The organism is Bradyrhizobium sp. CCBAU 53338 (assembly GCF_015291665.1).
In the GTDB taxonomy this organism is placed as follows: domain Bacteria; phylum Pseudomonadota; class Alphaproteobacteria; order Rhizobiales; family Xanthobacteraceae; genus Bradyrhizobium.
In genome coordinates this window covers 4,518,597-4,543,781 of the sequence record NZ_CP030048.1, presented here as the reverse complement: position 1 = coordinate 4,543,781, position 25,185 = coordinate 4,518,597, and the positions used below count along the sequence as shown (strand labels likewise).

Here is a 25,185-nt window from a genome sequence, read left to right as displayed (position 1 = left end):
CCAGCACCGACAGGAATGAACATGACTCGCGTTCGTTGTGTTACCGAGATGGGCATGGGCGTCGACGTTCACGGCCGGGACGCGACCAAGGCGGCGAAGCGTGCCGTTTCTGATGCCATCAGGCATTCGAGCCTCGGCTTCTTCCGGATGATCGGCAAGACCGCGAACGACATGTTCGTCGATGTTACCATCGGGGTGCCGAACCCGGAGGCGGTTGACAAGGAGGCCGTCGCGAAGGAGCTGCCCTACGGCACCGTGACCGTCACCGCGGTCAAGGGCGGGCTGGAGATTCCGTCGGCCACGGAGGTAGCCAACGACCCCATCCTGATCGCCAATGCGGCCGTGATCGTCAGCTTCGACAAGGACTGAGCCGGTGTCCGACAGCGATGAGGCGCTGCTGGATCGTCCGATCTGGAGTGCACTGACGACGAGCCAGAAGCATCTGGCGGAGGGCGGGCCGCGCGCGCTGCGTTATCCCGTGGACATGACGCCGTTCGCCGACATGGTCGACCTGTCCGCGGCGAGTTTCGCCGCGCTCGGCGAACTCATGTTGCCGTCGCAGGTTGTCGCGCTGTTCACGCCGGAGCCGGTCGACGTTCCCGCTGGATTCAAGGTCGTGATCGCGGAGAGTGGCGAGCAGATGATCGGCTCACCCGCCGATTGCCCGCTGCGCGACGCCGAGGTCGTCACGCTCGGCAAGGCCGACGTTCCTGCGATGACGGCGCTGACGACGCTGACCAAGCCGGGGCCGTTTGCCGCGCGAACGCACGAACTGGGTACGTTCCTCGGCATTCGCGCCGGAGGCGAATTGGTCGCGATGACGGGCGAGCGGATGAAGCCCGGCAAGTTCGTCGAGATGACGGCGGTCTGCGTCCACCCTGACTACCGCGGGCGCGGTTATGCGCAGGCGCTGCTCGCGGCCGTCGCGCGCCGGATCGAGGCGCGTGGCGAAATTCCGTTCCTGCACGTGTTTTCGAGCAACACGTCTGCGATCGCGCTGTACGAGCGGCAGGGCATGCGCATCCGCCGCCGCCTGCACGTCACGGCCTTCATGAAGGAATGATGGCCCGGCGGCGTCCGCCGGGCCATTGCGATCAGGTCTTGTAGTCGACGAGCAGCGAACTCGCCGAAGACGAGTTGGAATTGCCGCTGGAGCCATAGGAAGTCGACTGGCTGGTTGCGTTCTGAAGCAGCGAGATCAGTTCCTTCATCAGCTCCGCGGTGGTGGTCGAGGACGAGCTGGAGGAGGAATCGGACGAGGAGGTTGAGTCGGTACTGCTCGTGCTCGATGAGTCGCTGGTCCCATCCGTCGGTGGTGGGGGCGGCGGTCCACCTGGGCCATCGGCGCTGCCGGAGAAGGTGTTGGCGAACACGTTCTTCAACTCGCTCGCCTGGTCGCTGGTCAGCTTGCCGCTCGACACTTCGCTCTGGATGAGATCGTCGATCTTGGATTGCATCTCGTCGGAGGAGGGCGGCGACGAGGAGCTCGTGCTCGATGCGCCGCTCTTCATCGCCGAATCGATGTCGTCAAGCGCGGACGACAGCGCGGATTCATCACTCGACGAGATGGTGCCCGCCGAGACTTCCTTGGTGAGTTCGCTCTTGAGGCGGTCGAGTGGAGAGTAGGAATTGCTGGTCGTTGCAGAAATCGAGGTCATTGCCGGTCACCCCTGGTGAAGTTGTGGATACGCTGAACATGGGTGTGAGGCTAAAGGTCGCGCGCTTAACGAGGTCTTGCCGCAGGGATTGCTGGCGTTTTCGTTGTGTTGCTCGCGCCGGGACGAACACGCGGTGAAACAAAAATCCGGGTCTGGCCGGTGCGGTCCACGCCTGACGCGAACAGGCTTCCCCGCAGCCGATTCGTTGCTATATCCATCGCAATCATGTCGGGGAGAGACCAGTCCATGGATGCCAGAACGCAAGATTTTTCCGCTGCACGGACGGCGATGCAGCGCTACGTGGACCAGGAGATCATTCCCGGCGTGTCCTGGGCGGTGCTGCGCGGGCGCGAGGTGGTCGATCAGCAATGCGTCGGCTTTGCCGATCGCGAGGCGAAGACGGCGCTGCGGCCCGACCATATTTTTCGCGCGTTCTCCAACACCAAGATCTTCGTGACCTCGGCGATCATGCTGCTGGTCGAGGAGGGCCGCATCGGGCTCGATGATCCGGTCGAGAAATTCCTGCCGCAACTCGGCAATCGGAAGGTGCTGAAGCAGGGTGCGTCGAGCCTCGCCGATGTCGAGCCGGCGAAAAGCCCGATCACGATCCGGCACCTGCTGACCCATACGTCCGGCCTCAGCTACGGCATCTTCGATCCCGGCACTGTGCTGTTCAAGGGCTACAACGACGCGCGTGTGCTCAATCCGCTGACGCCGCTGCCCGACATGATCGACCAGCTCGCAGATCTGCCGCTGTCCTATCATCCCGGCATGTCCTGGGAATATTCGGTGGCGACCGACGTGCTCGGCCGTGTCGTGGAGGTTGTCTCGGGCAAGCCGCTCGATGTCTTCCTCAAGGTGCGCATCTTCGATCCGCTCGGCATGACCGATACCGGCTTCTCCGTGCCTGAGGCGCAGCAGGACAGGCTGGTCGCGCATTACACCGGGACGGATGTGCTCGATCCGATGAAGCCGGGCCTGACGCGCGCTGACAATCTGCCGTATCCGCAGGCCTATCGGCGGCCGTTCCCGCGGCTGTCGGGGGGCGGCGGTCTGGTCTCGACCTTGCCGGATATGCTGGCCTTGGTGAAGGCGCTGGTGCCTGGGCCGGATTCGCTGCTGAAGCCTGAGACCTTGCGGCAGATGATGACCAACCAGCTACCGGCAGGCCAGACCATCCGTTTCGCCAATCTCGGCCCGATACCCGGCAAGGGCTTTGGCCTCGGCGGCGCCGTGACCTTCGCGCCGACGCCGTTCGATCCCCCGCACTCCACCGGCGAATTCCAGTGGGGGGGCCTTGCCGGCACCCATTGGTGGATCTGCCCGCAGGCAAATACTGCAGGCGTCCTGATGGCCCAGCGCCATATGGGCTTCTGGAACCCGTTCTTCTTCGAGTTCAAGCGCATTGCCTACCAGGCCGTCGGAGGCTGACCGCGAAAAAAATGCCCAGCCTGGCGAATCCTTTTTGGCCATCGCGCTCTCTCTGTGGTCGAGGCTATCAGCCTCGGCTCGTCTCGGAGGATGCGATGGCGTTTTACAGGAAGAATATCGGCGGCATGCACCAGGCGGTGCGGGTTGCAGCAGGGATCGCGGTGGCGGTCGTGGCATTGGTCTATCTCGCTGGTCCGGCGGCATGGTTGGTCGCGCTTGGCGGCGCCGGCTTCGCGCTGACCGGTCTCGTCGGCTATTGTCCGATGTGCGCGATGGCCGGCATCGGCAGGGGAGGCGTGTCGTGAACGCGGCTGCGATCTCGCTGGACCAGTTCGAGGCAGCGCGGCTCGGCGATATCGAGGCGATCGCCGGCCTGCTCGAAACGGCGCAGCCGGACATCCGCCGCTACGCACGAGCCACCTGCCGGAGTTCGGCGGATGCCGAGGATGCCGCGCAGGAAGCGCTGTGGATCCTGTTCCGTCATGTCGGCACGATCCGCTCGCTGCTTGCAATGTCCGCTTGGCTGTTCAGCGTGGTCCGTCGCGAATGCCTCCGGCTCGCCCGCAAGGCGGGCCTTGCGCCGTCGATCGACGATACCGAAGCGGAGGCTGCGCTGCTGTCGCGTCCCGAGGCCGATTTGCGGCTAGACGTCGCCGCAGCCTTCGAGGCGCTGCCGCCGCATTACCGCGATGTCGCGCTGATGCGCGACGTCGAGGAGATGACGATCGACGAAATTGCCGAGGCGCTTGGGGCCACGCGGCAGACCGTGAAAGCGCGCCTGCATCGCGCCCGCGCCTTGTTGCGCGAGTATCTGACGAGGTGAGTCACGAGCTGTTGTCAAGCTCTGACGATCGGAAGTCGATTCCCCGCGGCATGGGGGTGAGAGATGAGCGAGCGTTCATTGGAGGCACGGCGGGACGTGTGAAGAATTATCTCGGTCTCGACGGCTTTCGTTTCGGCTGGGTCGCCGCGTGGATCGATGATCGCGGCCAGCATGGATTCGACTATTCGCCGGGTCTGACGCGCCTGCTCGCGATGCCGCATGCGCGCGCGATGATCGACATGCCGATCGGGTTGAAGCCGAGCGGCTATCGGATCTGCGACTTGCGGGCGCGCGAGATGGTGGGCCCCGCGGTATTCCTCGGCGCCCGCCGCGACCTCTGGACGTTTCCCGACATGACCGCGGCCAACAGCCACTACTGGGAGCAGGAAGGCAAGGGCAGGGGCGTGTCGGCGCAGCTCTGGAACATCAGAGACAAGATCAAAGACGTCGACCAGATCATGACGCCGGCACAGCAGGCAACAATCGGCGAGGCGCATCCGGAATTGATCTTCTGGAATCTCGCGGGACAAGTCCGGCTTGCCAGGAAGACGTCGGCGGAGGGCCGGGAGCAGCGCATTGCACTACTGGCACAACGTGGCTTCACGCGCCTGCCGAAATGGCTGACGCGGCGCCACGGCACCGGCATCGGCCGCGACGATCTCATTGATGCCTGCGCCTGTGCGGTGGCGGCGCGGGACAGCACGCAGCGTGTCGGTGGAGACGAAATCGATCCGCGCGGACTGCGGATGGAGATCAACTATTGAGGGCGGCGGGTGCGGCGTCCGGGAAAAACAGGCAAATTATTTGAGCCATGCCGGAACCGACAATGGCCGGCGCGCGTTCCCCGTGCGAACCGAATTGAGAGAGTTCGTGCGATGAATGATGCCAGCCAGTTCGCGACAGCGATGCTCGCGCTCGTTTTCACCGGAGCATTGCTCGTCACGGGGCAACTCTTCATCGAGCAGCGCGCCCAGAGCGAAGCGCTCTACGCGCTGAACCATCTGCTGCGTCCATTGTAGTCGAAATGGTCTGGCCTTGCGCCGTGCGATGGCTCGCCTAGATTATGCGGCATCTCACGAACGAGGCCGGAGTCCTGATGTCTGATTTGTCCGCCTTTGCGATCACCAAGCGTTGGCCCGCCAAACATCCCGAATTGCTTCAGCTCTATTCGCTGCCGACGCCGAACGGCGTGAAGGTCTCGATCATGCTGGAGGAGATCGGGTTGCCCTATGAGGTCCATCTCGTCGATTTCGGCAAGGACGATCAGAAGACGGCGGAGTTCCTCTCGCTCAATCCCAACGGCAAGATCCCGGCGATCCTCGATCCCAACGGTCCCGGCGGCAAGCCGCTGCCGCTGTTCGAATCCGGTGCGATCCTGCAATATCTCGCGGAGAAGACCGGCAAGCTGCTGCCCCAGGATGCCGCGCGGCGCTACCAGACCATCCAGTGGGTGCATTTCCAGATGGGCGGAATCGGGCCGATGTTCGGCCAGGTCGGCTTCTTCCACAAATTCGCCGGCAAGGATTTCGAGGACAAGCGTCCGCTCGAGCGTTACGTCGGCGAATCCAAGCGTCTGCTCGGCGTGATGGAGGCGCATCTTGCGGGCCGCCAATGGTTCATGGATGACGACTACACCATCGCCGACATCTCGATGCTCGGCTGGGTGCGCAATCTCATCGGCTTCTATGGAGCCGGCGATCTCGTCGCATTCAGCCAGTTCAAGTCGGTCGGCGCCTGGCTCGAACGCGGGCTTGCGCGTCCGGCCGTGCAGCGTGGGCTCAACATTCCGAAGCGTCCTTGAAGCTAGCCCAGCGCTTTGTAGCTCATGTAGATCGCCATCAAGGCGACCAGCCCAATCATGGTTCGACGCAGCACGGCTTTGCTGACGCCGTTGGCCGCGCGGGCGCCGAGATCGGTGCCGACCCAGAGGCCGGCGACGATGCCGAGGATGGCCGGCCAGCCGACCATCAATCCCTTGCTCCAGTAGATCCAGGCCGCCGGGATGTTGGTGGGAATGACCGAGAAAACGAGGCTGACGAGCTGCGCCTGATGCTGCGGCACGCGCAAGCCGGCAGCGAGGCCGACCGTGATTGCGAGCCCGCCGCCGATGCCCATGAAGCCCGAGGAGAAGCCGGCGAGTACGCCGATGAGGAGCAGGGGGAACCAGGGCCGGCGGTCCTGATCGCCGCCGCCGCTGCCGCTGTCCTTGCGGTCGCGACGCAGGACCAGCAGGGCGATCAGCGCGACGAGATAGACGACGTAGGTCCATTGCAGCACCGCGTCGGTCACCGCGGCCGCGGCATAGCCGCCGCCGGCGCCACCGATCAGAAATCCGAGGCCGATCCAGAGGATCCAGAGCAGTGGGCTGCGGTTGCCATGCTCCCGGTAGCGGCGCACGCCGGCGAGGCCGGTCGGCGGGATCTGCGTGATCAGCGAGGTGCCCTGTGCGACATGTTGCTCGGCGCCGAGCAGCAGCACGCTGAAGATGACGAGGCCGCCGCCGGGGCTCGTCCCCATGAAGCCCGAGGTCAGTCCGCCGACGAGACCGACGCCGGCGCCGGCGAGGAGCTCGTGGATCCCCGACATCGCTTATGTCCTCGTCCGTCGTTTGACGTCGGGTTTGGCCGTACGAAAGCCGTCGATCACAGTGGTGACAGTCGCCATGCAGGCAGCGACGTCAAAATCCTCGCCCCAGCATTTTTGCAGCACGAAGCCCTGGAAGATCGCGATCAGCACGCGCGCGATCGCATCGGCGCCGATGTCGCGCTTGATCAGGCCGTCGTGCTGGCCGCGCTCGACCAGCGCGACGATCAGCGCGCGCGGCATGTCGATGCCCTCGACGACGCTGGTGCGGACGCGGCGGTTGCGCAGCGCCTCGGACCAGCCATGGATGCCGACCCGGCGCCGTGCTTCGCCGGCGGGATCGGTGAGCCATTGCGTGTAGACGCGGACCAGCGCGTGCAGTCCCCCGATGGGATCGCCGGATCCCTGCGCCACCGAGTTGAGCACGGACTCGCGGCGATGCCGGTCATCGGCGAGGGCCTCGATCAGATCGTCCTTGCTCTGAAAATAGAGATAGACCGCGCCGTGGCTCAGGCCCGACCGCTTGACGATGTCGGCCATGCCGGTCTGGTGAAATCCGTCGTCGGAAAAGCAGGCGAGCGCGGCTTCGAGGATCTGCTGACGCCGGTCTTCACGCTTCTTGTCGCTGATTTTGGGCATCCGTCCCGTCCATAAATAGCTGACAGATCGATCGTTTTAGAGGAAAGCCGGAAACGGCACGACCTAAGCCAGGACTATATAAAAAACGATCAGTCAGTCATTTTTATTGGCAGAACGGATGCGGGTCAAGTCCCGAGCGCCCTGGCTCGACGGACAAAGGGGATCGGGTGATGGGAGATCCGCTCGCGAGGACGCTAGTCTAGAACAGCCGACCGCCGTTCGGCACCGGCTTGCTGGGCTGCATCAGCACGACCTTGCCGTCTGCATCGGGGAAGCCGAGCGTCAGCACATCGGAGACGACAGGCCCGATCTGGCGCGGCGGGAAATTGACGACTGCGGCGACCTGCTGTCCGACCAGCGTCTCGAGCGGATGGTTCTCGGTGATCTGCGCCGAACTCTTGCGCACGCCGATGGCCGGGCCGAAGTCGATCCACAGCCGCCACGCCGGCTTGCGCGCCTCGGGAAACGGCTTGGCATCGACGATGGTGCCGACGCGGATATCGACCGCAAGGAACGCGTTGAAGTCGATGGTCGGTGAGGCGGCAGCGGTGGGATCGTGGGTGACGTGCATGGTGTGTCCGTCCGGAAGAAGTCGAAAGCGTCGTTCGCAATATTGTCGCGTGATCGGGAGTTTCGTACAACGCCACGGCACGTCACGACGCATGCGCGAGGACCGTCTTGCCCAACATCATCTACGGCATCAAGAACTGCGACACCATGAAGAAGGCGCGAGCCTGGCTCGATACCCATGGCGTGGCCTACGAGTTCCACGACTACAAGGCCGCTGGCGTGGAGAAGGACAAGCTCAAGCAATGGAGCGACAAGCTCGGCTGGGAGATGCTGCTCAATCGCGCCGGCACCACCTTCAAGAAGCTGCCCGATGCCGACAAGGAAGGCCTGACCGAGAAGAAGGCGCTGGCGCTGATGCTAGCGCAACCATCGATGATCAAGCGGCCGGTGCTCGAAATCGGCGGCAAGCTCCTGGTCGGCTTCAAGCCCGATATCTACGACAAGGAAGTCGGCGCGAAAGCGCGCAAGAGCTAGTTCAGCTCGATGATCTCGGCGGTCACGTCAGGCCCACCGGCCTGATCGGCGGATTCGACGATTCCGGCGGCCACGATGCGGCCGGGTGTGCGGTGAAACAGGTCGCGATCGATCACCGTGCGCAGTTTCGGCCGCGGCAGCGCGTCATTTCCGCGCAGCAGATTCTTGATCTCGAAGCCACCATCCTCGCAGAAGGTCTTGAGCGAGGCGATGACGTGGCTGACCCTATCGTCGGTCAGGAAAGGCAGCAGCAGCCGTTCATAGGCGACGACTCGGCCATAGATGTCGTCGACGTCGGCAACGCTGTAGACCGGAAGCCCGCGCGCCACGCATTCATGATAGATCGGCATCACGAAGGGCGCGAGCCGGGGCCCGACATAATCCTCCAGCAGGATTCCCTTGCCCGTATGGCCGTAGGCGCGCGAGATGCGGGTGCCCTCGCTCTGGATGGTCAGGCTCGGCGTCGGCCCCGAATTGTCCACCGTGTAGTAGATGAGATCGGACAATTCTTCCTCGAGTCGGTCGGGCTGGTACTCCCAGATCGCCGGTGCAAGCTGCTGGCGCGCATAAAGTCGCAGCCACGTGTTCAGGAGGTCACGCTGCCTGATCGACTTGACGACAGAAGGAGCGGCGCTTGCGAAATCCAAAACATTATTCCCGGCAAATGAACCCGCGCATGATCGTCGCGGCGGGAAAATTTTTGATGAAGGCTGGTGCGCGGGACCAAAGACCGTTAACGACGACTTGATGACCGGTGTCTTGCGAACCGGGAAGCCGGCAGGCGACATCGTAAAACCTCCAACTAAGGGAGCATAAGACTCCCGGCCGGAGGCCTGACCTGCTCAGCTTTCCGCCTTGCCTAACCCCCGTCACCTCCGGCATATTCCGCGCCCGGAGGCGGCGTCCGGGACGGGCTCCAGGGCCTCCGGAAAGCCGAATTAACAAGGACAGCCACGCGCAGGATGCGGGCAGGGGGAAATCTGTTTGGCCGATGAGTTCATTCTCGAAACGGAAGGCTTGACCAAGGAGTTCGCGGGCTTCTTCGCCGTCCGCGACGTTGCGCTCAAGGTTCGCCGTGGGAGTATTCACGCGTTGATCGGCCCGAACGGCGCCGGCAAGACGACGTGCTTCAATCTTCTGACCAAGTTCCTCAAACCGTCTGCCGGAAAAATCCTGTACAAGGGACAGGACATCACCGCGATGGCGCCCGCCGATGTCGCGCGCCTGGGACTGGTGCGTTCATTCCAGATCTCGGCGGTGTTTCCGCATCTCACTGCGCTGGAGAACGTTCGTGTCGCCCTCCAGCGCCAGCACGGCAGCTCGTTCGATTTCTGGCGCTCCAAGTCCGTGCTCAACCGCTTCAACGACCGTGCGCGCGAACTGTTGAACGACGTCGGCCTCAGCGAGTTTGCGAATACGCCGGCGGTCGAGATGGCCTATGGGCGCAAGCGTGCGCTCGAGATCGCGACCACGCTCGCACTCGATCCGGAAATGATGCTTCTGGACGAGCCGATGGCCGGCATGGGCCACGAGGATATCGACAAGATCGCGGCGCTGATCAAGCGGATCTCCGCGAAATACACCATCCTGATGGTCGAGCATAATTTGAGCGTCGTCGCCAATCTCTCCGATATCATCACCGTGCTGACGCGCGGGCAGGTGCTCGCGCAGGGCCATTACAGCGAGCTCACCAAGGACGAGCGCGTCAAGGAAGCCTATCTGGGAGCCGGTCATGCCTGAGACTGCAATGGCCGAGGCGCCGGTGAAGGCCGCAACCGGCGGCAACATCCTCCAGGTCCGCAACCTCGAGGCCTGGTACGGCGAGTCCCACATCCTGCACGGGATCAATTTCGACGTGAATGCGGGCGAGGTCGTTACGCTGCTCGGGCGGAACGGCGCCGGCAAGACGACCACGCTGAAGTCGATCATGGGCATCATCGGCAAGCGCGCCGGCTCGATCAAATTCAACGATCAGGAGATCATCCGCGCGACCTCCGACAAGATCGCCCGCATGGGCATCGCGTTCTGCCCCGAGGAACGGGGAATTTTCTCGAGCCTCGACGTGAAGGAGAATTTGCTGCTGCCGCCGGTGGTTCGTGCAGGCGGATTGCCGCTCGAGCAGATTTTCGATCTGTTTCCGAACCTGAAAGAGCGGCTGAGCAGCCAGGGCACCAAGCTCTCCGGCGGCGAGCAGCAGATGCTCGCGATCGCGCGCATCCTGCGCACGGGCGCGAGCTTCCTGATGCTGGACGAGCCGACCGAAGGTCTTGCGCCCGTCATCATCCAGCAGATCGGCCACACCATTGCGCGGCTCAAGAAGGAAGGGTTCACGATTCTGCTGGTCGAGCAGAACTTCCGCTTCGCATCCACCGTCGCCGACCGTTATTATGTCGTCGAGCACGGCAAGATCATTGACGGATTTTCCAATGCGGAGCTTGCCGCCAACATGGACAAGCTCCACACCTATCTCGGCGTCTAGCCTGGCCCGGAGTGGGACGGCTTACAGAAAAGACGAAGAGAGATTTGACGAGGAAGTAGTATGAACAAGTCGATTGCATCGTTGTTGCTCGGCACGGCGTTGGCCGCGACCGCCGCCGGCGTCGCCTTCGCACAGGACAAGACGGTCAAGATCGGTGCGCTGTCCGATCAGTCCGGCCTCTATGCCGACCTCGGTGGACCCGGTTCGACGCTCGCAGCCCAGATGGCCGTCGAGGACTCCGGCCTCGCCGCAAAGGGGTGGAAGATCGACATCATCTCTGGCGACCACCAGAACAAGCCCGACATCGGCACCGCGATCGCGCGGCAATGGTTCGACGTCGACAAGGTCGACGCCATCGTCGACGTGCCGAACTCCGGCGTGGCGCTCGCGGTCAACAACGTCGTCAAGGAAAAGAACGGCGTCTACATCAACTCGGGCGCGGCGACCTCCGACCTCACCAACGCGCAGTGCTCGCCAAACACCGTGCACTGGACCTACGATACCTACATGCTGGCCCACACCACGGGCCAGGCGCTGGTGAAGGCCGGCGGCGACACCTGGTTCTTCCTCACTGCCGACTATGCCTTCGGTGCGGCGCTCGAGCGCGACACCACGGCCGTCATCAACGCCAATGGCGGCAAGGTCGTCGGCGGCGTCAAGCATCCGCTCAATACGCCGGATTTCTCGTCGTTCCTGCTCCAGGCGCAGGCTTCCAAGGCCAAGATCATCGGCCTCGCCAATGCCGGCGGCGACACCACCAATACGATCAAGCAGGCGGCCGAATTCGGCATCGTCAAGGGCGGCCAGAAGCTCGCCGCGCTGCTGCTGTTCCTCACCGACGTCAAGGCGATCGGGCTCGAGACCGCGCAGGGCCTGAACTTCACCGAGACGTTCTACTGGGACATGAACGACAAGACCCGTGCGTTCTCCAAGCGCTTCGCCGAAAAGATGAAGAACAGCGCCCCGCCGACCATGGTACAGGCGGGCGTCTATGCAGGTGTGCGCCACTATCTCAAGGCGCTGGAAGCACTCGGCGGCAATCCGCATGATGGCGTCAAGGTCGTCGACAAGATGAAGTCGATGCCCACGGAAGACGATCTGTTCGGCAAGGGCGAGATCCAGCCGAACGGCCGCACCATCCACAACGCCTATCTGTTCGAGGTGAAGAAGCCCTCCGAGTCCAAGGGACCGTGGGACTTCTACAAGCTCGTCGGCACGGTGCCCGGCGATCAGGCGTTCACGCCGCTCTCCGAGAGCAAGTGCGCGCTGCTTAAGAAGTAGGACCAACAGCCTGCCGGCCTCGAGCCGGCGGGCAAACTTTGGGAACGCCGAAGGGACTGGGTGCTGGATCGATGCAGGCTCTCTACGCACAGCTACTTGTGGGACTGATCAACGGCTCGTTTTACGCGCTGCTCAGTCTCGGGCTCGCCGTCATCTTCGGCATGCTCAACATCATCAATTTCGCCCATGGCGCGCTCTACATGATGGGCGCCTTCATGGCGTATTTCCTGCTGAACCTCGGCGGCATCAACTACTGGTGGGCGCTGCTGCTGGCGCCGATCATCGTCGGCATCTTCGGCATGATCCTGGAACGGACCATGTTGCAGTGGCTGACCGGCCTCGATCATCTCTACGGCCTGCTGCTCACCTTCGGCATCGCACTGATCGTGCAGGGCGTGTTCCAGAACTATTTCGGCTCCTCCGGCCTGCCTTACGCCATTCCGGATCAGCTCAGGGGCGGCATGAATCTCGGCTTCATGTTCCTGCCGATCTATCGCGGCTGGGTCGTGATCTTCTCGCTGGTCGTGTGTCTGGCGACCTGGTACCTGATTGAGAAGACGCGGCTGGGCGCCTACCTGCGCGCCGCCACCGAAAACCCGACTCTGGTGCGCGCCTTCGGCATCAACGTGCCCCGCATGATCACGCTGACCTATGGTCTCGGCGTCGGTCTTGCCGCGCTGGCCGGCGTGCTCTCGGCGCCGATCAATCAGGTCCGGCCGCTGATGGGCGCCGACCTCATCATCGTCGTGTTCGCGGTGGTGGTGATCGGCGGCATGGGATCGATCATGGGCTCCATCATCACCGGCTTCGCGCTCGGTGTGATCGAAGGCCTGACCAAATATTTCTACCCCGAGGCCTCCAACACCGTCGTGTTCGTGCTGATGGTGCTGGTGCTCTTGGTGAAGCCAACGGGATTGACGGGAAGGGCGGCCTGACATGACAGCCTTGACGGACGACACGCTGCCGGTAACCCCGCGCGCGATGCGCGACGAGATGATCGCGTTTGTGGTGATGGCGCTGCTGCTGGCGTCGGTGCCTTTCACGGGAGTCTATCCGTTCTTCGTGATGCAGGCGCTGTGCTTTGCGCTGCTTGCGTGCGCCTTCAATCTCCTGATCGGCTATGGTGGCCTGTTGTCGTTCGGTCACGCCATGTTCATGGGCACTGCCGGTTATTGCAGCGCGCATGCACTGAAGGTCTGGGCGCTCCCGCCCGAACTCGGCGTCCTCGTCGGCATCGCGGCGGCGTTCGTGCTGTCCCTCATCACCGGCTACATCTCGATCCGCCGCCAGGGCATCTACTTCTCGATGATTACGCTGGCGCTGTCACAGCTGCTGTACTTCATCTACCTCCAGGCACCGTTCACGCATGGCGAGGACGGCATCCAGGGCATTCCGCAGGGGCACATGTTCGGCGTGCTCGACCTGTCCAATGCGACCGTGCTCTATTACGTCGTGCTGGCCGGATTCCTCGCGGGCTTCCTGCTGATCTACCGCATCATCAATTCGCCGTTCGGTGAGGTGCTGAAGTCGATCCGCGAGAACGAGCCGCGCGCCATCTCGCTCGGCTACCGGACTGACCAGTACAAGTTCCTGGCGTTTGTCCTGTCGGGGACGTTGGCGGGCTTTGCCGGCGCGCTGAAAGTGTTCGTGGCGCAGAACGCCTCGCTCACCGACGTGCATTGGTCGATGTCGGGTGAGGTCGTACTGATGACGCTGGTCGGCGGTCTCGGCACCATTTTCGGTCCCGTGATCGGCGCCTTCGTCATCATCGCCATGCAGCAATATCTGGCGGGCTTCGGCCAATGGGTGACGGTGATCCAGGGCTCGATCTTCGTGATCTGCGTGCTCACCTTCCGCCGCGGCGTCATCGGCGAAATCGCCCATTACTTCCGGCGATCGCTCTAAATCATTGATATCACATCAATTTAATTGATGTGCGAATCCGGTGGATGATCCCGCTCCGCGGGCGTGAGATGACACGCACGCAGAGCGAAAATGGTCTATGACGGTTTTGTGACGGTCCGTACGGACCGGGGGATTTCCAACCGGTAGACCATTTCCATGATGCGTTGGTTTCGCGCTTTCCTGCCCAAGGAAGAACGGTTCTTCGACCTGTTCGACCGCCACGCCCAGACCGTGATCCAGGGCGCGATCGCGCTCCAGGGCGTGCTGAACGGCGGCGAGGAGACGCCGGTCTATTGCCAGCGCGTCAGCCAGTTCGAGAACGACGCAGATAACGTCACCCGCGAGGTGCTGACGGCGGTGCGCCGCACTTTCATTACGCCGTTCGATAGGGGCGACATCAAGAACCTCATCACGTCGCTGGATGATGCCATCGACCAGATGCAGCAGACGGCCAAGGCCGTGATGCTGTTCGAGGTGCGCACCTTCGAGCCGCCGATGCGCGAAATCGGCGCGCTCCTGATCGAATGCGCCAACCTGGTCGGACGCGCACTGCCCTTGATGCAGCAGATCGGCAAGAACGTCGCGATGCTCACCGCGATCACGGAGGAACTGACCAAGCTCGAGGGCCGCGTCGACGATCTCCACGACATTGGCCTGAAGGAGTTGTTCCTCAAGCACCGCGACGGCAACGCGATGGATTTCATCGTCGGCGTCGAGATCTACGACCACCTCGAAAAGGTGGCGGATCGCTTCGACGACGTTGCGAACGAGATCAACAGCATCGTCATCGAGCAAGTGTAGGGCAGGGGCCGCGCCGTGGATGCTGCGTTGGGTTTTCCCGTCCTGGTCGGACTGATCGCCGTCGCGCTGCTGTTCGACTTCCTGAACGGCCTGCACGACGCCGCCAATTCGATTGCGACCATCGTCTCGACACGGGTGCTGCGGCCGCAATTCGCGGTGTTCTGGGCCGCATTCTTCAATTTCGTCGCCTTCATGGTGTTCGGGCTTCACGTCGCCCAGACCATCGGCACCGGCATCATCGACCCCGCGATCGTCGACGCCCAGGTGATCTTCGCCGCACTGGTCGGCGCCATCGTCTGGAATCTCGTGACCTGGGGGCTGGGCATTCCGTCCTCCTCCTCGCATGCGCTGATCGGCGGCCTTGTCGGTGGCGGCATGGCCAAGGCCGGAATTTCGGCGGCGGTCTGGAGCGGCCTTACCAAGGCGGTGTTGGCGATCGTGCTGTCGCCGCTGGTCGGTTTCCTGCTCGCGATGATGCTGGTCGCGATCGTGTCCTGGCTCTCGGTGCGTTCGACGCCGTTCGCGGTCGACCGCGCCTTCCGCATCCTGCAATTCGCCTCGGCCTCGCTCTATTCGCTCGGCCATGGCGGCAATGACGCGCAGAAGACGATGGGAATCATCGCCGTGCTGCTCTATTCGCAGGGCCAGCTCGGCAGCGAATTCACGGTGCCGTTCTGGGTGGTCCTGTCCTGCCAGACGGCGATGGCGCTGGGTACGCTGATGGGCGGCTGGCGCATCGTCCGCACCATGGGCCTGCGCATCACCAAATTGACGCCGATGCAGGGTTTTTGCGCCGAGACCGGCGGCGCGGCGACCTTGTTCATGGCGACCTTCCTCGGCGTCCCCGTCTCGACCACCCACACCATCACCGGCGCAATCGTCGGTGTCGGCGCTGCCCGCCGTGTCTCGGCGGTGCGCTGGAACGTGGCGAGCTCGATCGTCTATGCCTGGGTGATCACGATTCCGGCGTCGGCCATCGTCGCCGCGCTGAGCTGGTGGGCGGTGCAGATCTTCAAGTAACCAGCTTCAATCCGACGATGCCGGCCACGATCAGCCCGATGCTGGCGAGGCGCAACGCGGTGGCGGGCTCGCCGAACAGGTAGATGCCGAGCGTTGCGGTGCCGACTGCCCCGATCCCGGTCCAGACCGCATAGGCGGTTCCGACGGGCAGGGACTTGAGCGCGAGTCCGAGCAGGACCACGCTGCCCGCCATGGCCGCGAGCGTGATCGCGGATGGAACAAGCCTGGTAAATCCCTCGGTATATTTCAGGCCGATCGCCCAGGTGATCTCGAGAAGACCGGCGACGAACAGGATGCTCCAGGCCATGACGACCCTCCCTTCAAGGCAGGGCCGTCCCCGCTAGGCAATAGGCTGATGAGCAGGGAGGTCGTCCTCCCCCAAGGCCAGCATGGCCAAGGCCGATATGGGGCTGGCCGAGAGGCTCCGCAATCACCAAATGAGGCTTGATCCAGCCCATTTTCCCTGCCAAACGCTCCCGCCATGTCCGATATTGCCGCCACCACAGCCGAATCGCCGGCCCGTTCCCCGCTTGCCGCAGAAGTGTCGCGGCGACGCACCTTTGCGATCATCTCGCACCCGGACGCCGGCAAGACCACGCTGACCGAAAAGCTCCTGTTATTCGGCGGCGCCATCAATCTCGCCGGCCAGGTCAAGGCCAAGGGTGAGCGGCGCAACACCCGTTCGGACTGGATGAAGATCGAGCGCGAGCGCGGCATCTCGGTCGTGACCTCGGTGATGACGTTCGAGTTCGAAGGCCTTGTCTTCAACCTGCTGGACACGCCGGGCCACGAGGACTTTTCGGAAGACACCTATCGCACCCTGACGGCGGTGGATTCCGCCGTCATGGTGATCGACGCCGCCAAGGGCATCGAGGCGCGGACGCGAAAGCTGTTCGAGGTTTGCCGCCTGCGCGACATTCCGATCATCACGTTCATCAACAAGATGGACCGCGAGAGCCGCGACGTGTTCGAACTGCTCGACGAGATCGAGAAGACGCTGGCGCTCGACACGACGCCGATGACCTGGCCGGTCGGCCGGGGCCGCGACTTCCTCGGAACCTACGACGTCGTCAATGGCGGCGTGCGCCTGCTCGAAGGCGGTGGCGCCAAGACGGGGGCTGCGCAGCAGATCGAGATCGAAGAACTGGCCAAGCTCAGTGCGAACCTTGACGTGTTCGCGGTGAAGGACGAACTCGAGCTCGTCACCGAGGCCTCAAAACCGTTCGAGCTCGAAGCGTTCCGTGAGGGGCATCTGACGCCGGTTTATTTCGGCAGCGCGCTGCGCAATTTCGGCGTCGGCGACCTGCTCGAGGGCCTCGGCAAGTTTGCGCCCGAACCGCGCGCGCAGGACAGCGACCAGCGCAAGGTCGAGGCGACCGATCCGCGCATGAGCGCCTTCGTATTCAAGATCCAGGCCAACATGGATCCGAACCACCGCGACCGCATCGCCTTCGCGCGCCTCTGCTCCGGCAGGCTCAGCCGCGGCATGAAGGCGAAGCTGGTGCGCACCGGCAAGAGCATGCCGCTGTCGAGCCCGCAATTCTTCTTCGCCCAGGACCGCTCGGTCGCTGACGAAGCCTTTGCCGGCGACGTCGTCGGCATTCCCAATCACGGCACGCTGCGCATCGGCGATACGCTGACCGAGGGCGAGGATTTCAACTTCGTCGGCGTGCCGAGTTTTGCCCCTGAAATCGTTCGCCGTGTCCGTCTTACCGACGCGATGAAGGCCAAGAAGCTGAAGGAAGCGCTTCAGCAGATGTCGGAAGAGGGCGTCGTCCAGGTGTTCCGTCCGCGCGACGGCGCGCCGGCATTGGTCGGCGTGGTCGGCGCGCTCCAGCTCGACGTGCTGAAGGCACGGCTCGAAGCGGAATATTCGCTGCCGGTCGAATTCGAGGTGAGCGAGTTCCAGCTCGCGCGCTGGGTTTCATCGGATGATCGGAAGAAGCTCGACACCTTCATCGCCGCCAACACGTCGAGCATCGCCGACGACGTCGATGGCGATCCCGTGTATCTGGCCCGGAATGAATTCTATCTCGGCTACACCAAAGAGCGCGCCGAAGGCATCGAGTTCACCAACGTCAAGGATGTCAAGAAGAAGGGGTAGGGCGGAGCCCGGCCGCTTGAGCGCGAGCATGTGAACGCGCGCAGGCTTGACGCTGTCACGAACGATGCCACGTTTCATCGACGTGATATCGCGAGCTCAAAGCATGCGGCGCGGCATTCTCCTTCTCACACTGTTGGCGATATCGACCGTTGCCGCCGACGCGCAGCGTCGCCAGATCAATCCGATCCCGTTTGCGCACGAGCCGTGTAGCGTGCTCGACAACAGGCCCTGCACGCCGTCCTATTGCAGTCCGCTCGAGCCCGGTCCCTGCATTCCCGAGATGGACTATCCCTATGGCCAGAACCTCCAGCTCACGATCGAGAGCGTGCCGGCGGAGGCTGATCGGGCCAAGTATCAAAAGCCGGATCACGATCTCGATACGATCGGTGATCTCTTTGCCGAGCTGCGCGCTTGCTGGTCACCGCCATCGGACAATGCGCACGCGGGCATGCAGGTGGCCGTTCGCTTCAGTTTCAATAAAGCCGGCCGCCTGATCGGCCCGCCGCGGCTGACCTTTGCGACTGCGGGCGTCCCCGCCGAAACGCGCACCACCTACCTCAACGCGATCAATTCATCTTTGAACGCCTGTCTCCCGCTGAAATTCACCAGCGGCCTTGGTGGCGCCTTGGCCGGACGGCCAATTGCGATCCGCTATGTCGACAATCGGGAGCCCGGAAAGTAGCCCGTCAGTTGCGAGCGGCGGCCAATCGATGATACCTCAGTGGCGGGGCGCTCGTTAAGGGGAGTATGTCGTGGGTCTGCTGGTCATGATCCTGGGGCTGGTGCTGTTTTTCGCTGCCCATGTTTTCACAACGAAACGTGACGCCCGTGCGCAGGCGATCGCGCGGCTGGGCGAGGGGACCTACAAGATCCTCTATTCGCTGGTTTCGCTCGCGGGTCTGGCGCTGATCGTCTGGGGCTTTGCGCACTATCGTGCGACCGGCTGGATCGACGTCTGGTATCCGCCGAAGGCCATGAAGCACATCACGGTCGCCCTGATGCTGCCTGCCGTCATCCTGGTTGTCGCGTCCTATCTGCGCGGCCGCATCTATGCGACGCTGAAACATCCGATGCTCGCCGGCATCAAGCTGTGGGCGTTTGCGCATCTGCTCGCCAATGGCGATCTCGGCTCCATCATCCTGTTCGGCTCATTCCTGGGCTGGGGCGTCTATGACCGCATTTCGCTGAAGCATCGCAAGGATGCCGGCGGTCCGCCGATTCCGGTGGGCGGCGTCACCAACGATCTGATCGCGGTCGCGGTCGGCATCGTTGCCTATCTGGCGCTGGCGTTTGCGTTCCATCCTGTCGTGATCGGTGTTCCCGTGATGGGCGGCTAGCCGGATCGGCGAGAGGCATCACCTCCGTGCCCATGCGCGGAAGGCGACAAGAGCAACAACACGAGGGCCACCCGATGAACTGGTCGCAATCTCAGATTCCGCCGATGCGGTGCGAGGCGCGTTTTGGTGATCGGGTGGTGCCGGCCTTCGCAGAGCGGCCGGCCAGCGTCTGGGCGATGATTGCCGAGGCGTCCGCGCGGAGCGGTGACAGCGAAGCGCTCGTCTGCGGTAGTGCCAGGCTGAGCTGGCGGCAGGCGGTCGAGCAGGCCGCGCGGATTGCCTCGGGCTTTCGCAAGCTCGGCCTGCAACGCGGCGACCGTGTCGCCATCCTGCTCGGCAACCGCATTGAATTTCCGCTGCTGCTGTTTGCCGCCGCGCATGAGGGGCTGGTCACGGTGCTGCTCAGCACGCGCCAGCAGAAGCCGGAGATCGCCTATGTGCTCGCCGATTGCGGCGCCAGGATATTGATCCACGAGGCTGCGCTCGCCGAACGGCTGCCCGATGCGCAGGATGTCCCCGATGTGACCCATCGCATCGCCATCGACAATGATCAGGCTCTGTCGCGCTTCGCGGTGCTCGCCGACAACGCCCCGGCGCCAACGCCGGTCGAGGTGGGCGAGGAGGACACCGCGATGATCCTCTACACATCGGGCACGACGGGCAAGCCGAAGGGCGCGATGCTCGCCCATTGCAACATCGTGCATTCCTCGATGGTGTTCGTGTCCTGCCTGCAGTTGACCGCCGCCGATCGTTCGATTGCGGCCGTCCCGCTCGGGCACGTCACGGGCGTCGTCGCCAACATCACGACGATGATCTGCTGCGGTGGTGCGCTGATCATCATGCCGGAGTTCAAGGCGGCCGACTATCTCAAGCTCGCCGCGCGCGAGCGCGTCACCTACACGGTGATGGTGCCGGCGATGTACAATCTCTGCCTGCTCCAGCCCGACTTCGAGAGCTACGATCTCTCGAGCTGGCGCATCGGCGGCTTTGGCGGCGCGCCGATGCCGGTCGCGACCATCGAGAAGCTGAAGGCGACGATTCCGGGCCTGAAGCTCGCGAACTGCTATGGCGCGACGGAGACGACGTCGCCGTCTACCATCATGCCGGGCGAGTTGACGGGGAGTCATATCGACAGTGTCGGCCTGCCATGTCCGGGGGCGCGGATCATCGCGATGGGGGCGGATGGGCGTGAGCTGCCCCCCGGCGAGATCGGCGAGCTCTGGATCGGCAGCGCCTCCGTCATCAAGGGCTATTGGAACAACCCGAAGGCCACGGCGGAGAGTTTTACCGCCGGCTTCTGGCATTCCGGCGATCTCGGCTCGGTCGACGCCGAAGGATTCGTCCGCGTGTTCGACCGGCAGAAGGACATGATCAACCGGGGCGGCCTCAAGATCTATTCGGCCGAGGTCGAATCGGTGCTGGCCGGTCATCCCGCCGTGGTCGAGAGCGCGATCATCGCCAAGCCGTGCCCGGTGCTGGGCGAGCGCGTCCATGCGGTCGTGGTCACGCGCGTGCAGGTCGGCAGCGACGATCTGCGGGCTTGGTGCGCGGAACGCCTCTCCGACTACAAGGTGCCGGAGACCATGACTGTTACCGCCGAGCCGCTGCCGCGCAACGCCAATGGCAAGGTGGTGAAGCGACAGCTGCGGGAGCTGCTGGTCGGGGCCTGAACGGGCCGGGGCGAGTACCGGGATATCCCGGATCATACGTTAACGCCTTGATCGGCCTTGCTTTGCCTTGCCACCGCCATATCGATAGGGTATCGCCGCCGCCACGTGGGGACGGGCTTTAGACGCGCACGATCTGGCGCGCGCTCCCGGCCGGGCATGGGATTGTCATAAGTGTCTGAATTATTTGACGAAGTCGACGAGGAAGTACGTCGCGAGCAGCTCAAGAAGCTGTGGGACAAATATTCGCTCTACTTCATCGCCCTGATGGTGCTGATCGTTGCGGCCGTCGGCGGCTGGCGCGGCTACCAGTACCTGGAGGCCAAGAAGGCCGCCGAGGCCGGCGCGACCTTCGAGAAGGCCGTCGAACTGTCGGAGCAGGGCAAGCACGCCGAGGCCGAGACCGCCTTTGCCGATCTCGCTGCGAAGGCCCCGTCTGGCTACCGCATCCTGTCGCGGCTCCGCGCCGCGGCGGAGGCGTCGGCCGGCGATCCCAAGGCCGCGGCCAAGATGTATGACGACATTGCCGCCGACCGCAGTGTCGGTAGCGAATGGCAGGATCTGGCGAAGATCCGCGCGGCCAGCCTGCTGGTGGACAGCGCGAGCTACACCGACATCCAGCAGCGGCTGGAGACATCCGCCGAGGCCAAATCGACCTTCCGTCACAGCGCGCGGGAGTTGCTGGCGCTGTCGGCCTGGCGCAACAACGACATCACCGCCGCCCGCAAATGGGTCGACGCCATTGCCGAGGACGGCGAAACCCCGCCGGGCCTGCGCTCGCGCGCCGAGGCGCTCCAGGCCCTGCTGCCGCCCGTCGCCAAGAGCTGAACCGAGAGCAGCCGAGCGAGCTGACGGTCCCGAGTGCCCAGACGAGATACCGATATGCGCCGTACGTCACGTTTGATCGCAGCCGCTGTCCTGATCGCCTTTACGGGCCTCCTGGGCGGCTGCTCCAGCGGCGGATTCGATCCGAGCGATCTGCTCGACTTCCTCGACACCAAGAAGAAGCTGCCGGGCGAGCGCAAGCCGGTGTTTCCCGAAGGCGTGCCGGGCCTCGAACAGGGCGTGCCGAAGGAGATGTACAAGGGCGCGCAGCAACAGCAGGATGCGCCCGACGTAGCCACACTGCCGGCCGAGCCGCCGCCCGCCGAGCCCGCGAAATCGTCGAAATCCGCCAAGGGCAAGAAGGCCAGGCAGCCGGCTCCCACCGCTGAAGCGCCGGCCGGCGAGGTCGACGGCGAGGCCCAGCCCGAGGCGGCACCGGCACCGGCCGCCCCGCCGCCGAAGCACAAGATCGTCCGCAAGCGCACCACCGCGCCTCCGCCGGACCAGCAATCCGCACAGCCGGCCCAACCGGCGCAGACCACCCAGCAACAGCAGACGCCGGGAGCCTTCCCGGCGCCGCTGCCCAGCGGCACTTTCTCGCGCTGATATTTTTCACTGAATTGACAGGCGCGGCATCCGCAGCGCACGTATGACCGATGTCCTTTACGATCGCCATCATCGGCCGACCCAATGTCGGCAAGTCGACGCTGTTCAACCGTCTGGTCGGGCAGAAGCTCGCGCTCGTCGACGATCTGCCCGGCGTCACCCGCGACCGCCGCGAAGGTGAGGCCAGGCTCGGTGATCTCGAATTCACCATCATCGATACCGCCGGTCTCGACGAGGGCGCCAAGGGCTCGCTGACGGCGCGCATGCAGGAGCAGACCGAGACCGCGATCGCGCAGGCCGATGCGCTCTTCTTCGTGATCGACGCCCGCGTCGGCCTCACGCCGACCGACCGCGCCTTCGCCGATTTCGCCCGCAAGGCCAACAAGCCGGTGCTGCTGGTCGCCAACAAGAGCGAGGGCAAGCACGGCGATGCCGGCGCGATGGAATCCTTTGCGCTTGGTCTCGGCGATCCCATCCAGATCTCCGCCGAGCACGGCGAGGGCATGGGTGAGCTCTACGACGCGCTCGCCAAGCTGATGCCGGAGCCGGTCGAGGAGGATGAGGCCGAGGACGACGAGCCGATCTCCGAGGAAGAGGCCGCGACGCGCCCGATCCGGGTGGCCATCGTCGGCCGTCCCAATGCCGGCAAGTCGACGTTGATCAACCATCTGCTCGGCGAGGAGCGCCTGCTGACGAGCCCGGAGGCGGGCACCACGCGCGATTCCATTGCGGTCGAGATCAACTGGAAGGGCCGCGATTTTCGCGTGTTCGACACCGCCGGTCTCCGCCGGCGCTCGCGCATCGAGGAGAAGCTGGAGAAGCTCTCGGTGGCGGATGCACTGCGCGCCGTGCGCTTTGCCGAAGTCGTCGTGATGATGATGGATTCGCAGAATCGCTTCGAGGAGCAGGATCTGCGCATTGCCGACCTGATCGAGCGCGAGGGCCGCGCGGTCGTGCTCGCCGTCAACAAATGGGATCTGATGGAGACCAAGGGCGGCGGCGCGATCTCGGGGCTGCGCCGCGATGCCGACCATTGGCTGCCGCAGCTCAAGGGCGTGCCGATCGTCGCCGTCTCCGGCCTGATGGGCGAGGGCATCGACCGCCTGATGCAGGCGATCCAGGACGCCTATGCGCTCTGGAACAGGCGCGTGCCGACCGCAGCGCTCAATCGCTGGTTCGAGCAGGCGATCCAGGCCAATCCGCCGCCGGCCGTCTCGGGCCGCCGTCTGAAGCTCAACTACATCACCCAGACCAAGGCGCGCCCGCCGAGCTTCGTGCTGTTCTGCTCGCGTGCGGACGCCGTGCCGCAATCCTATTTGCGCTACCTCATCAACTCGATGCGTGAAGCCTTCGACCTGCCGGGCACGCCGGTGCGCATCACCCTGCGCGAGAAAGCCAATCCCTTCGCGCACAAGCGCAAGCGGCCGTCCTGAGCGACATCAGGAAACTGGTGGCACGCTTGGCTTCGTCCACCTGCAGCAGCGTTTCCTGAGCCCGAAACGTCGATGCCCGGGACAAGCCCGGGCATGACGTCGTCGCAGAGCAGCGCGAAACCGCTACGCGGTCACTTCTTCACCAGCGGACACTCGCTGTCCTTGAGCGGCCTGGCGGCATCTTCCGCCGGGATGGTCGCGACCAGCTTGTAATAGTCCCACGGTCCCTTCGATTCCTCCGGCTTCTTCACCTCGAACAGATAGGCCGGGATGATGCGGCGGCCGTCCACGCGGAGCGGGCCCTTGCCGAACAGCGGATCGTCGGTCGGGATTTCCTTCATCTTGGCGACGACCTTGGCGCCGTCATGCGGATTGCCGCCGAGCGCCTCGAGCGCCTTGAGGTAATGGATCACGCCCGCATAGTTGCCGGCCTGGGTCATCGACGGCATCGCGTGGTTGCTCACCTTCTCCTGGAAGCGCTTGGACCAGGCGCGGGTGTTGTCGTTCAGATCCCAGTAGAAGGATTCGGTGAAGGTCAGGCCATGCGCGGTCTTGAGGCCGAGCGAGTGGACGTCGTTGATGAAGAGCAACAACGCTGCGAGCTTCTGGCCGCCTTCGACGATGCCGAACTCGGCCGCCTGCTTGATCGCGTTGGTGGTGTCGCCGCCGGCGTTGGCAAGGCCGACGATCTTCGCCTTGGAGTTCTGCGCCTGGAGCAGGAAGGACGAGAAGTCCGACGTGTTGAGCGGATGCTTGACGCCACCCAGCACCTTGCCGCCGTTGGCGGTGACGACGGCACTGGTGTCGCGCTCGAGCGCGGCGCCGAAGGCGTAGTCGGCGGTCAGGAAGAACCAGCTGTCGCCGCCCGCCTTGGTCAGCGCCTTGCCGGTGCCGTTGGCCAGCATGTAGGTGTCGTAGGTGTAGGAGATGGTGTTGGCGTTGCAGGCCTTGCCGGTGAGGTCGGCGCTGGCACCGCCATTGTTGAGCAGGACGACGTTCTTCTCCTTGGCGACGTTGCTGACCGCCAGCGCCACGCCGGAGTTCGGCGTGTCGGTGATCATGTCGACCTTCTGGGTGTCGATCCACTGCCGCGCGATGTTGACCCCGATGTCAGGCTTGTTCTGGTGATCGCCGCTGACGACCTCGATCTTCCAGCCCTTGGCAAGCAGGCCGGAATCCTCAACCGCCATCTTGACCGCCACCACGGAGTTGGGACCGCCGATATCGGCGTAGAGGCTGGACATGTCGTTGAGCACGCCGATCGTGACGGTCTTGTCCTGGGCGTAGGCTGATGTGGCAAAACCGAAAGCGGCGCAGGCCAGAAGTGCCGCGGAGCGGCGTGCGAACGTCGTCGTCATAAAAGGTTTCCTCCATTGTCAAAATATGCGGACGGCTCTCTTGCGGAGCCTCGTCCGGCGAATTCCGTAGCCTGTCCCAGAGACGGCGGCAATGCACTTAAAGCCGGATGATGCTGCGTCGTAGCGTCATCGGTTGGTTAACTTCTGGGCAAGATGCGTTGAGGCGCTATTTCAGCGTGCCCGAGGTCTGC

30 protein-coding genes are annotated in these 25,185 nt (G+C 63.9%); 23 read left to right on the top strand and 7 right to left on the bottom strand.

Annotated features, from left to right (window positions below; genetic code table 11):
- Positions 1–21: 21 nt before the first annotated feature.
- Together XH90_RS21510 and XH90_RS21505 are read left to right on the top strand one after the other, a co-directional pair.
- Positions 22–369 carry a Lin0512 family protein gene (locus XH90_RS21510; protein WP_018646107.1) on the top strand — a complete coding sequence of 116 codons (348 nt, stop codon included), beginning with the start codon at positions 22–24 and terminating at the stop codon, positions 367–369.
- A 4-nt stretch (positions 370–373) separates the two neighbouring features.
- On the top strand, positions 374–1,063 hold the full coding sequence (locus XH90_RS21505; RefSeq protein ID WP_194476340.1) for a GNAT family N-acetyltransferase: 690 nt from the start codon (positions 374–376) through the stop codon (positions 1,061–1,063).
- A gap of 31 nt (positions 1,064–1,094) precedes the next feature.
- Here XH90_RS21505 and XH90_RS21500 read toward each other — a convergent pair whose 3' ends face one another.
- Positions 1,095–1,658 (bottom strand): hypothetical protein, encoded by a 564-nt coding sequence (locus tag XH90_RS21500; RefSeq protein WP_194476339.1) that lies wholly within the window; start codon positions 1,656–1,658, stop codon positions 1,095–1,097.
- 246 nt (positions 1,659–1,904) lie between these two features.
- Here XH90_RS21500 and XH90_RS21495 point away from each other — a divergent pair, with 246 nt between their 5' ends.
- The 6 genes from XH90_RS21495 to XH90_RS21470 all read left to right on the top strand — a co-directional run bounded on the left by XH90_RS21495 (position 1,905) and on the right by XH90_RS21470 (position 5,713).
- Positions 1,905–3,089 (top strand): serine hydrolase, encoded by a 1,185-nt coding sequence (locus XH90_RS21495; RefSeq protein ID WP_194476338.1) that lies wholly within the window; start codon positions 1,905–1,907, stop codon positions 3,087–3,089.
- 95 nt (positions 3,090–3,184) lie between these two features.
- Entirely contained in the window at positions 3,185–3,394 is a 210-nt protein-coding gene (locus tag XH90_RS21490; protein ID WP_194476337.1) for a DUF2892 domain-containing protein, read from the top strand.
- Entirely contained in the window at positions 3,391–3,912 is a 522-nt protein-coding gene (locus XH90_RS21485; RefSeq protein WP_194476336.1) for an RNA polymerase sigma factor, read from the top strand. The genes XH90_RS21490 and XH90_RS21485 overlap by 4 nt, the downstream gene beginning before the upstream one ends.
- Positions 3,913–4,010: 98 nt before the next feature.
- Positions 4,011–4,676, top strand: coding sequence for a DUF429 domain-containing protein (locus tag XH90_RS21480; RefSeq protein WP_194476335.1), 666 nt, complete (start codon positions 4,011–4,013; stop codon positions 4,674–4,676).
- A 111-nt stretch (positions 4,677–4,787) separates the two neighbouring features.
- Positions 4,788–4,931 carry a hypothetical protein gene (locus XH90_RS21475; protein ID WP_194476334.1) on the top strand — a complete coding sequence of 48 codons (144 nt, stop codon included), beginning with the start codon at positions 4,788–4,790 and terminating at the stop codon, positions 4,929–4,931.
- A 77-nt stretch (positions 4,932–5,008) separates the two neighbouring features.
- Complete coding sequence (locus tag XH90_RS21470; RefSeq protein WP_194476333.1) at positions 5,009–5,713, top strand: glutathione S-transferase family protein; 705 nt, start codon at positions 5,009–5,011, stop codon at positions 5,711–5,713.
- A gap of 2 nt (positions 5,714–5,715) precedes the next feature.
- Here XH90_RS21470 and XH90_RS21465 read toward each other — a convergent pair whose 3' ends face one another.
- From XH90_RS21465 to XH90_RS21455, 3 genes are all read right to left on the bottom strand, one after another.
- Entirely contained in the window at positions 5,716–6,498 is a 783-nt protein-coding gene (locus XH90_RS21465; RefSeq protein WP_194476332.1) for a sulfite exporter TauE/SafE family protein, read from the bottom strand.
- Positions 6,499–6,501: 3 nt separating this feature from the next.
- Positions 6,502–7,134, bottom strand: coding sequence for a TetR/AcrR family transcriptional regulator (locus XH90_RS21460; RefSeq protein ID WP_194476331.1), 633 nt, complete (start codon positions 7,132–7,134; stop codon positions 6,502–6,504).
- A gap of 199 nt (positions 7,135–7,333) precedes the next feature.
- A complete protein-coding gene (locus XH90_RS21455) occupies positions 7,334–7,705 on the bottom strand; it encodes a tRNA-binding protein (RefSeq protein WP_194476330.1) in 372 nt (123 codons plus the stop codon).
- A 107-nt stretch (positions 7,706–7,812) separates the two neighbouring features.
- Between XH90_RS21455 and XH90_RS21450 the strand changes: the two genes are divergently transcribed.
- A complete protein-coding gene (locus XH90_RS21450) occupies positions 7,813–8,178 on the top strand; it encodes an ArsC family reductase (RefSeq protein ID WP_194476329.1) in 366 nt (121 codons plus the stop codon).
- On the opposite strand, the gene XH90_RS21445 is transcribed toward XH90_RS21450, so the two are convergent.
- The gene (locus XH90_RS21445) at positions 8,175–8,825 is read right to left on the bottom strand and encodes a hypothetical protein (protein WP_194476328.1); all 651 of its coding nucleotides are present in this window, start codon (positions 8,823–8,825) and stop codon (positions 8,175–8,177) included. The genes XH90_RS21450 and XH90_RS21445 overlap by 4 nt on opposite strands.
- Before the next feature lie 337 nt (positions 8,826–9,162).
- Between XH90_RS21445 and XH90_RS21440 the strand changes: the two genes are divergently transcribed.
- The 7 genes from XH90_RS21440 (at position 9,163) to XH90_RS21410 (ending at position 15,664) form a co-directional block, all read left to right on the top strand.
- Complete coding sequence (locus XH90_RS21440) at positions 9,163–9,918, top strand: ABC transporter ATP-binding protein (protein ID WP_063983735.1); 756 nt, start codon at positions 9,163–9,165, stop codon at positions 9,916–9,918.
- A complete protein-coding gene (locus XH90_RS21435) occupies positions 9,911–10,657 on the top strand; it encodes an ABC transporter ATP-binding protein (RefSeq protein WP_194476327.1) in 747 nt (248 codons plus the stop codon). The genes XH90_RS21440 and XH90_RS21435 overlap by 8 nt, the downstream gene beginning before the upstream one ends.
- A 60-nt stretch (positions 10,658–10,717) precedes the next feature.
- Positions 10,718–11,938, top strand: coding sequence for an ABC transporter substrate-binding protein (locus XH90_RS21430; RefSeq protein WP_194476326.1), 1,221 nt, complete (start codon positions 10,718–10,720; stop codon positions 11,936–11,938).
- Positions 11,939–12,009: 71 nt separating this feature from the next.
- On the top strand, positions 12,010–12,873 hold the full coding sequence (locus tag XH90_RS21425; RefSeq protein ID WP_194476325.1) for a branched-chain amino acid ABC transporter permease: 864 nt from the start codon (positions 12,010–12,012) through the stop codon (positions 12,871–12,873).
- Position 12,874: 1 nt separating this feature from the next.
- Entirely contained in the window at positions 12,875–13,843 is a 969-nt protein-coding gene (locus XH90_RS21420; protein ID WP_194476324.1) for a branched-chain amino acid ABC transporter permease, read from the top strand.
- A 156-nt stretch (positions 13,844–13,999) separates the two neighbouring features.
- Positions 14,000–14,644 (top strand): DUF47 domain-containing protein, encoded by a 645-nt coding sequence (locus XH90_RS21415; RefSeq protein WP_194476323.1) that lies wholly within the window; start codon positions 14,000–14,002, stop codon positions 14,642–14,644.
- Between the two features lie 15 nt (positions 14,645–14,659).
- On the top strand, positions 14,660–15,664 hold the full coding sequence (locus tag XH90_RS21410; RefSeq protein ID WP_194476322.1) for an inorganic phosphate transporter: 1,005 nt from the start codon (positions 14,660–14,662) through the stop codon (positions 15,662–15,664).
- On the opposite strand, the gene sugE is transcribed toward XH90_RS21410, so the two are convergent.
- On the bottom strand, positions 15,657–15,971 hold the full coding sequence (sugE, locus tag XH90_RS21405; protein WP_194476321.1) for a quaternary ammonium compound efflux SMR transporter SugE: 315 nt from the start codon (positions 15,969–15,971) through the stop codon (positions 15,657–15,659). The genes XH90_RS21410 and sugE overlap by 8 nt on opposite strands.
- Positions 15,972–16,145: 174 nt before the next feature.
- Between sugE and XH90_RS21400 the strand changes: the two genes are divergently transcribed.
- From XH90_RS21400 to der, 7 genes are all read left to right on the top strand, one after another.
- A complete protein-coding gene (locus XH90_RS21400) occupies positions 16,146–17,768 on the top strand; it encodes a peptide chain release factor 3 (protein WP_194476320.1) in 1,623 nt (540 codons plus the stop codon).
- A 103-nt stretch (positions 17,769–17,871) separates the two neighbouring features.
- Complete coding sequence (locus tag XH90_RS21395; protein ID WP_194476319.1) at positions 17,872–18,450, top strand: hypothetical protein; 579 nt, start codon at positions 17,872–17,874, stop codon at positions 18,448–18,450.
- Between the two features lie 70 nt (positions 18,451–18,520).
- Positions 18,521–19,105 carry an NnrU family protein gene (locus XH90_RS21390; RefSeq protein WP_194476318.1) on the top strand — a complete coding sequence of 195 codons (585 nt, stop codon included), beginning with the start codon at positions 18,521–18,523 and terminating at the stop codon, positions 19,103–19,105.
- A 74-nt stretch (positions 19,106–19,179) separates the two neighbouring features.
- Positions 19,180–20,775, top strand: a complete 1,596-nt coding sequence (locus tag XH90_RS21385) for a class I adenylate-forming enzyme family protein (protein WP_194476317.1) — start codon at positions 19,180–19,182, stop codon at positions 20,773–20,775.
- A 171-nt stretch (positions 20,776–20,946) separates the two neighbouring features.
- Positions 20,947–21,600 (top strand): tetratricopeptide repeat protein, encoded by a 654-nt coding sequence (locus tag XH90_RS21380; protein ID WP_194476316.1) that lies wholly within the window; start codon positions 20,947–20,949, stop codon positions 21,598–21,600.
- 54 nt (positions 21,601–21,654) lie between these two features.
- Entirely contained in the window at positions 21,655–22,203 is a 549-nt protein-coding gene (locus tag XH90_RS21375; protein ID WP_194476315.1) for a hypothetical protein, read from the top strand.
- A 50-nt stretch (positions 22,204–22,253) separates the two neighbouring features.
- Entirely contained in the window at positions 22,254–23,636 is a 1,383-nt protein-coding gene (gene der, locus XH90_RS21370) for a ribosome biogenesis GTPase Der (RefSeq protein ID WP_194476314.1), read from the top strand.
- Positions 23,637–23,767: 131 nt separating this feature from the next.
- Here the strand turns inward: der and XH90_RS21365 are convergent, their stop codons facing one another.
- Complete coding sequence (locus XH90_RS21365; protein WP_194476313.1) at positions 23,768–24,994, bottom strand: ABC transporter substrate-binding protein; 1,227 nt, start codon at positions 24,992–24,994, stop codon at positions 23,768–23,770.
- Positions 24,995–25,185: the final 191 nt, after the last annotated feature.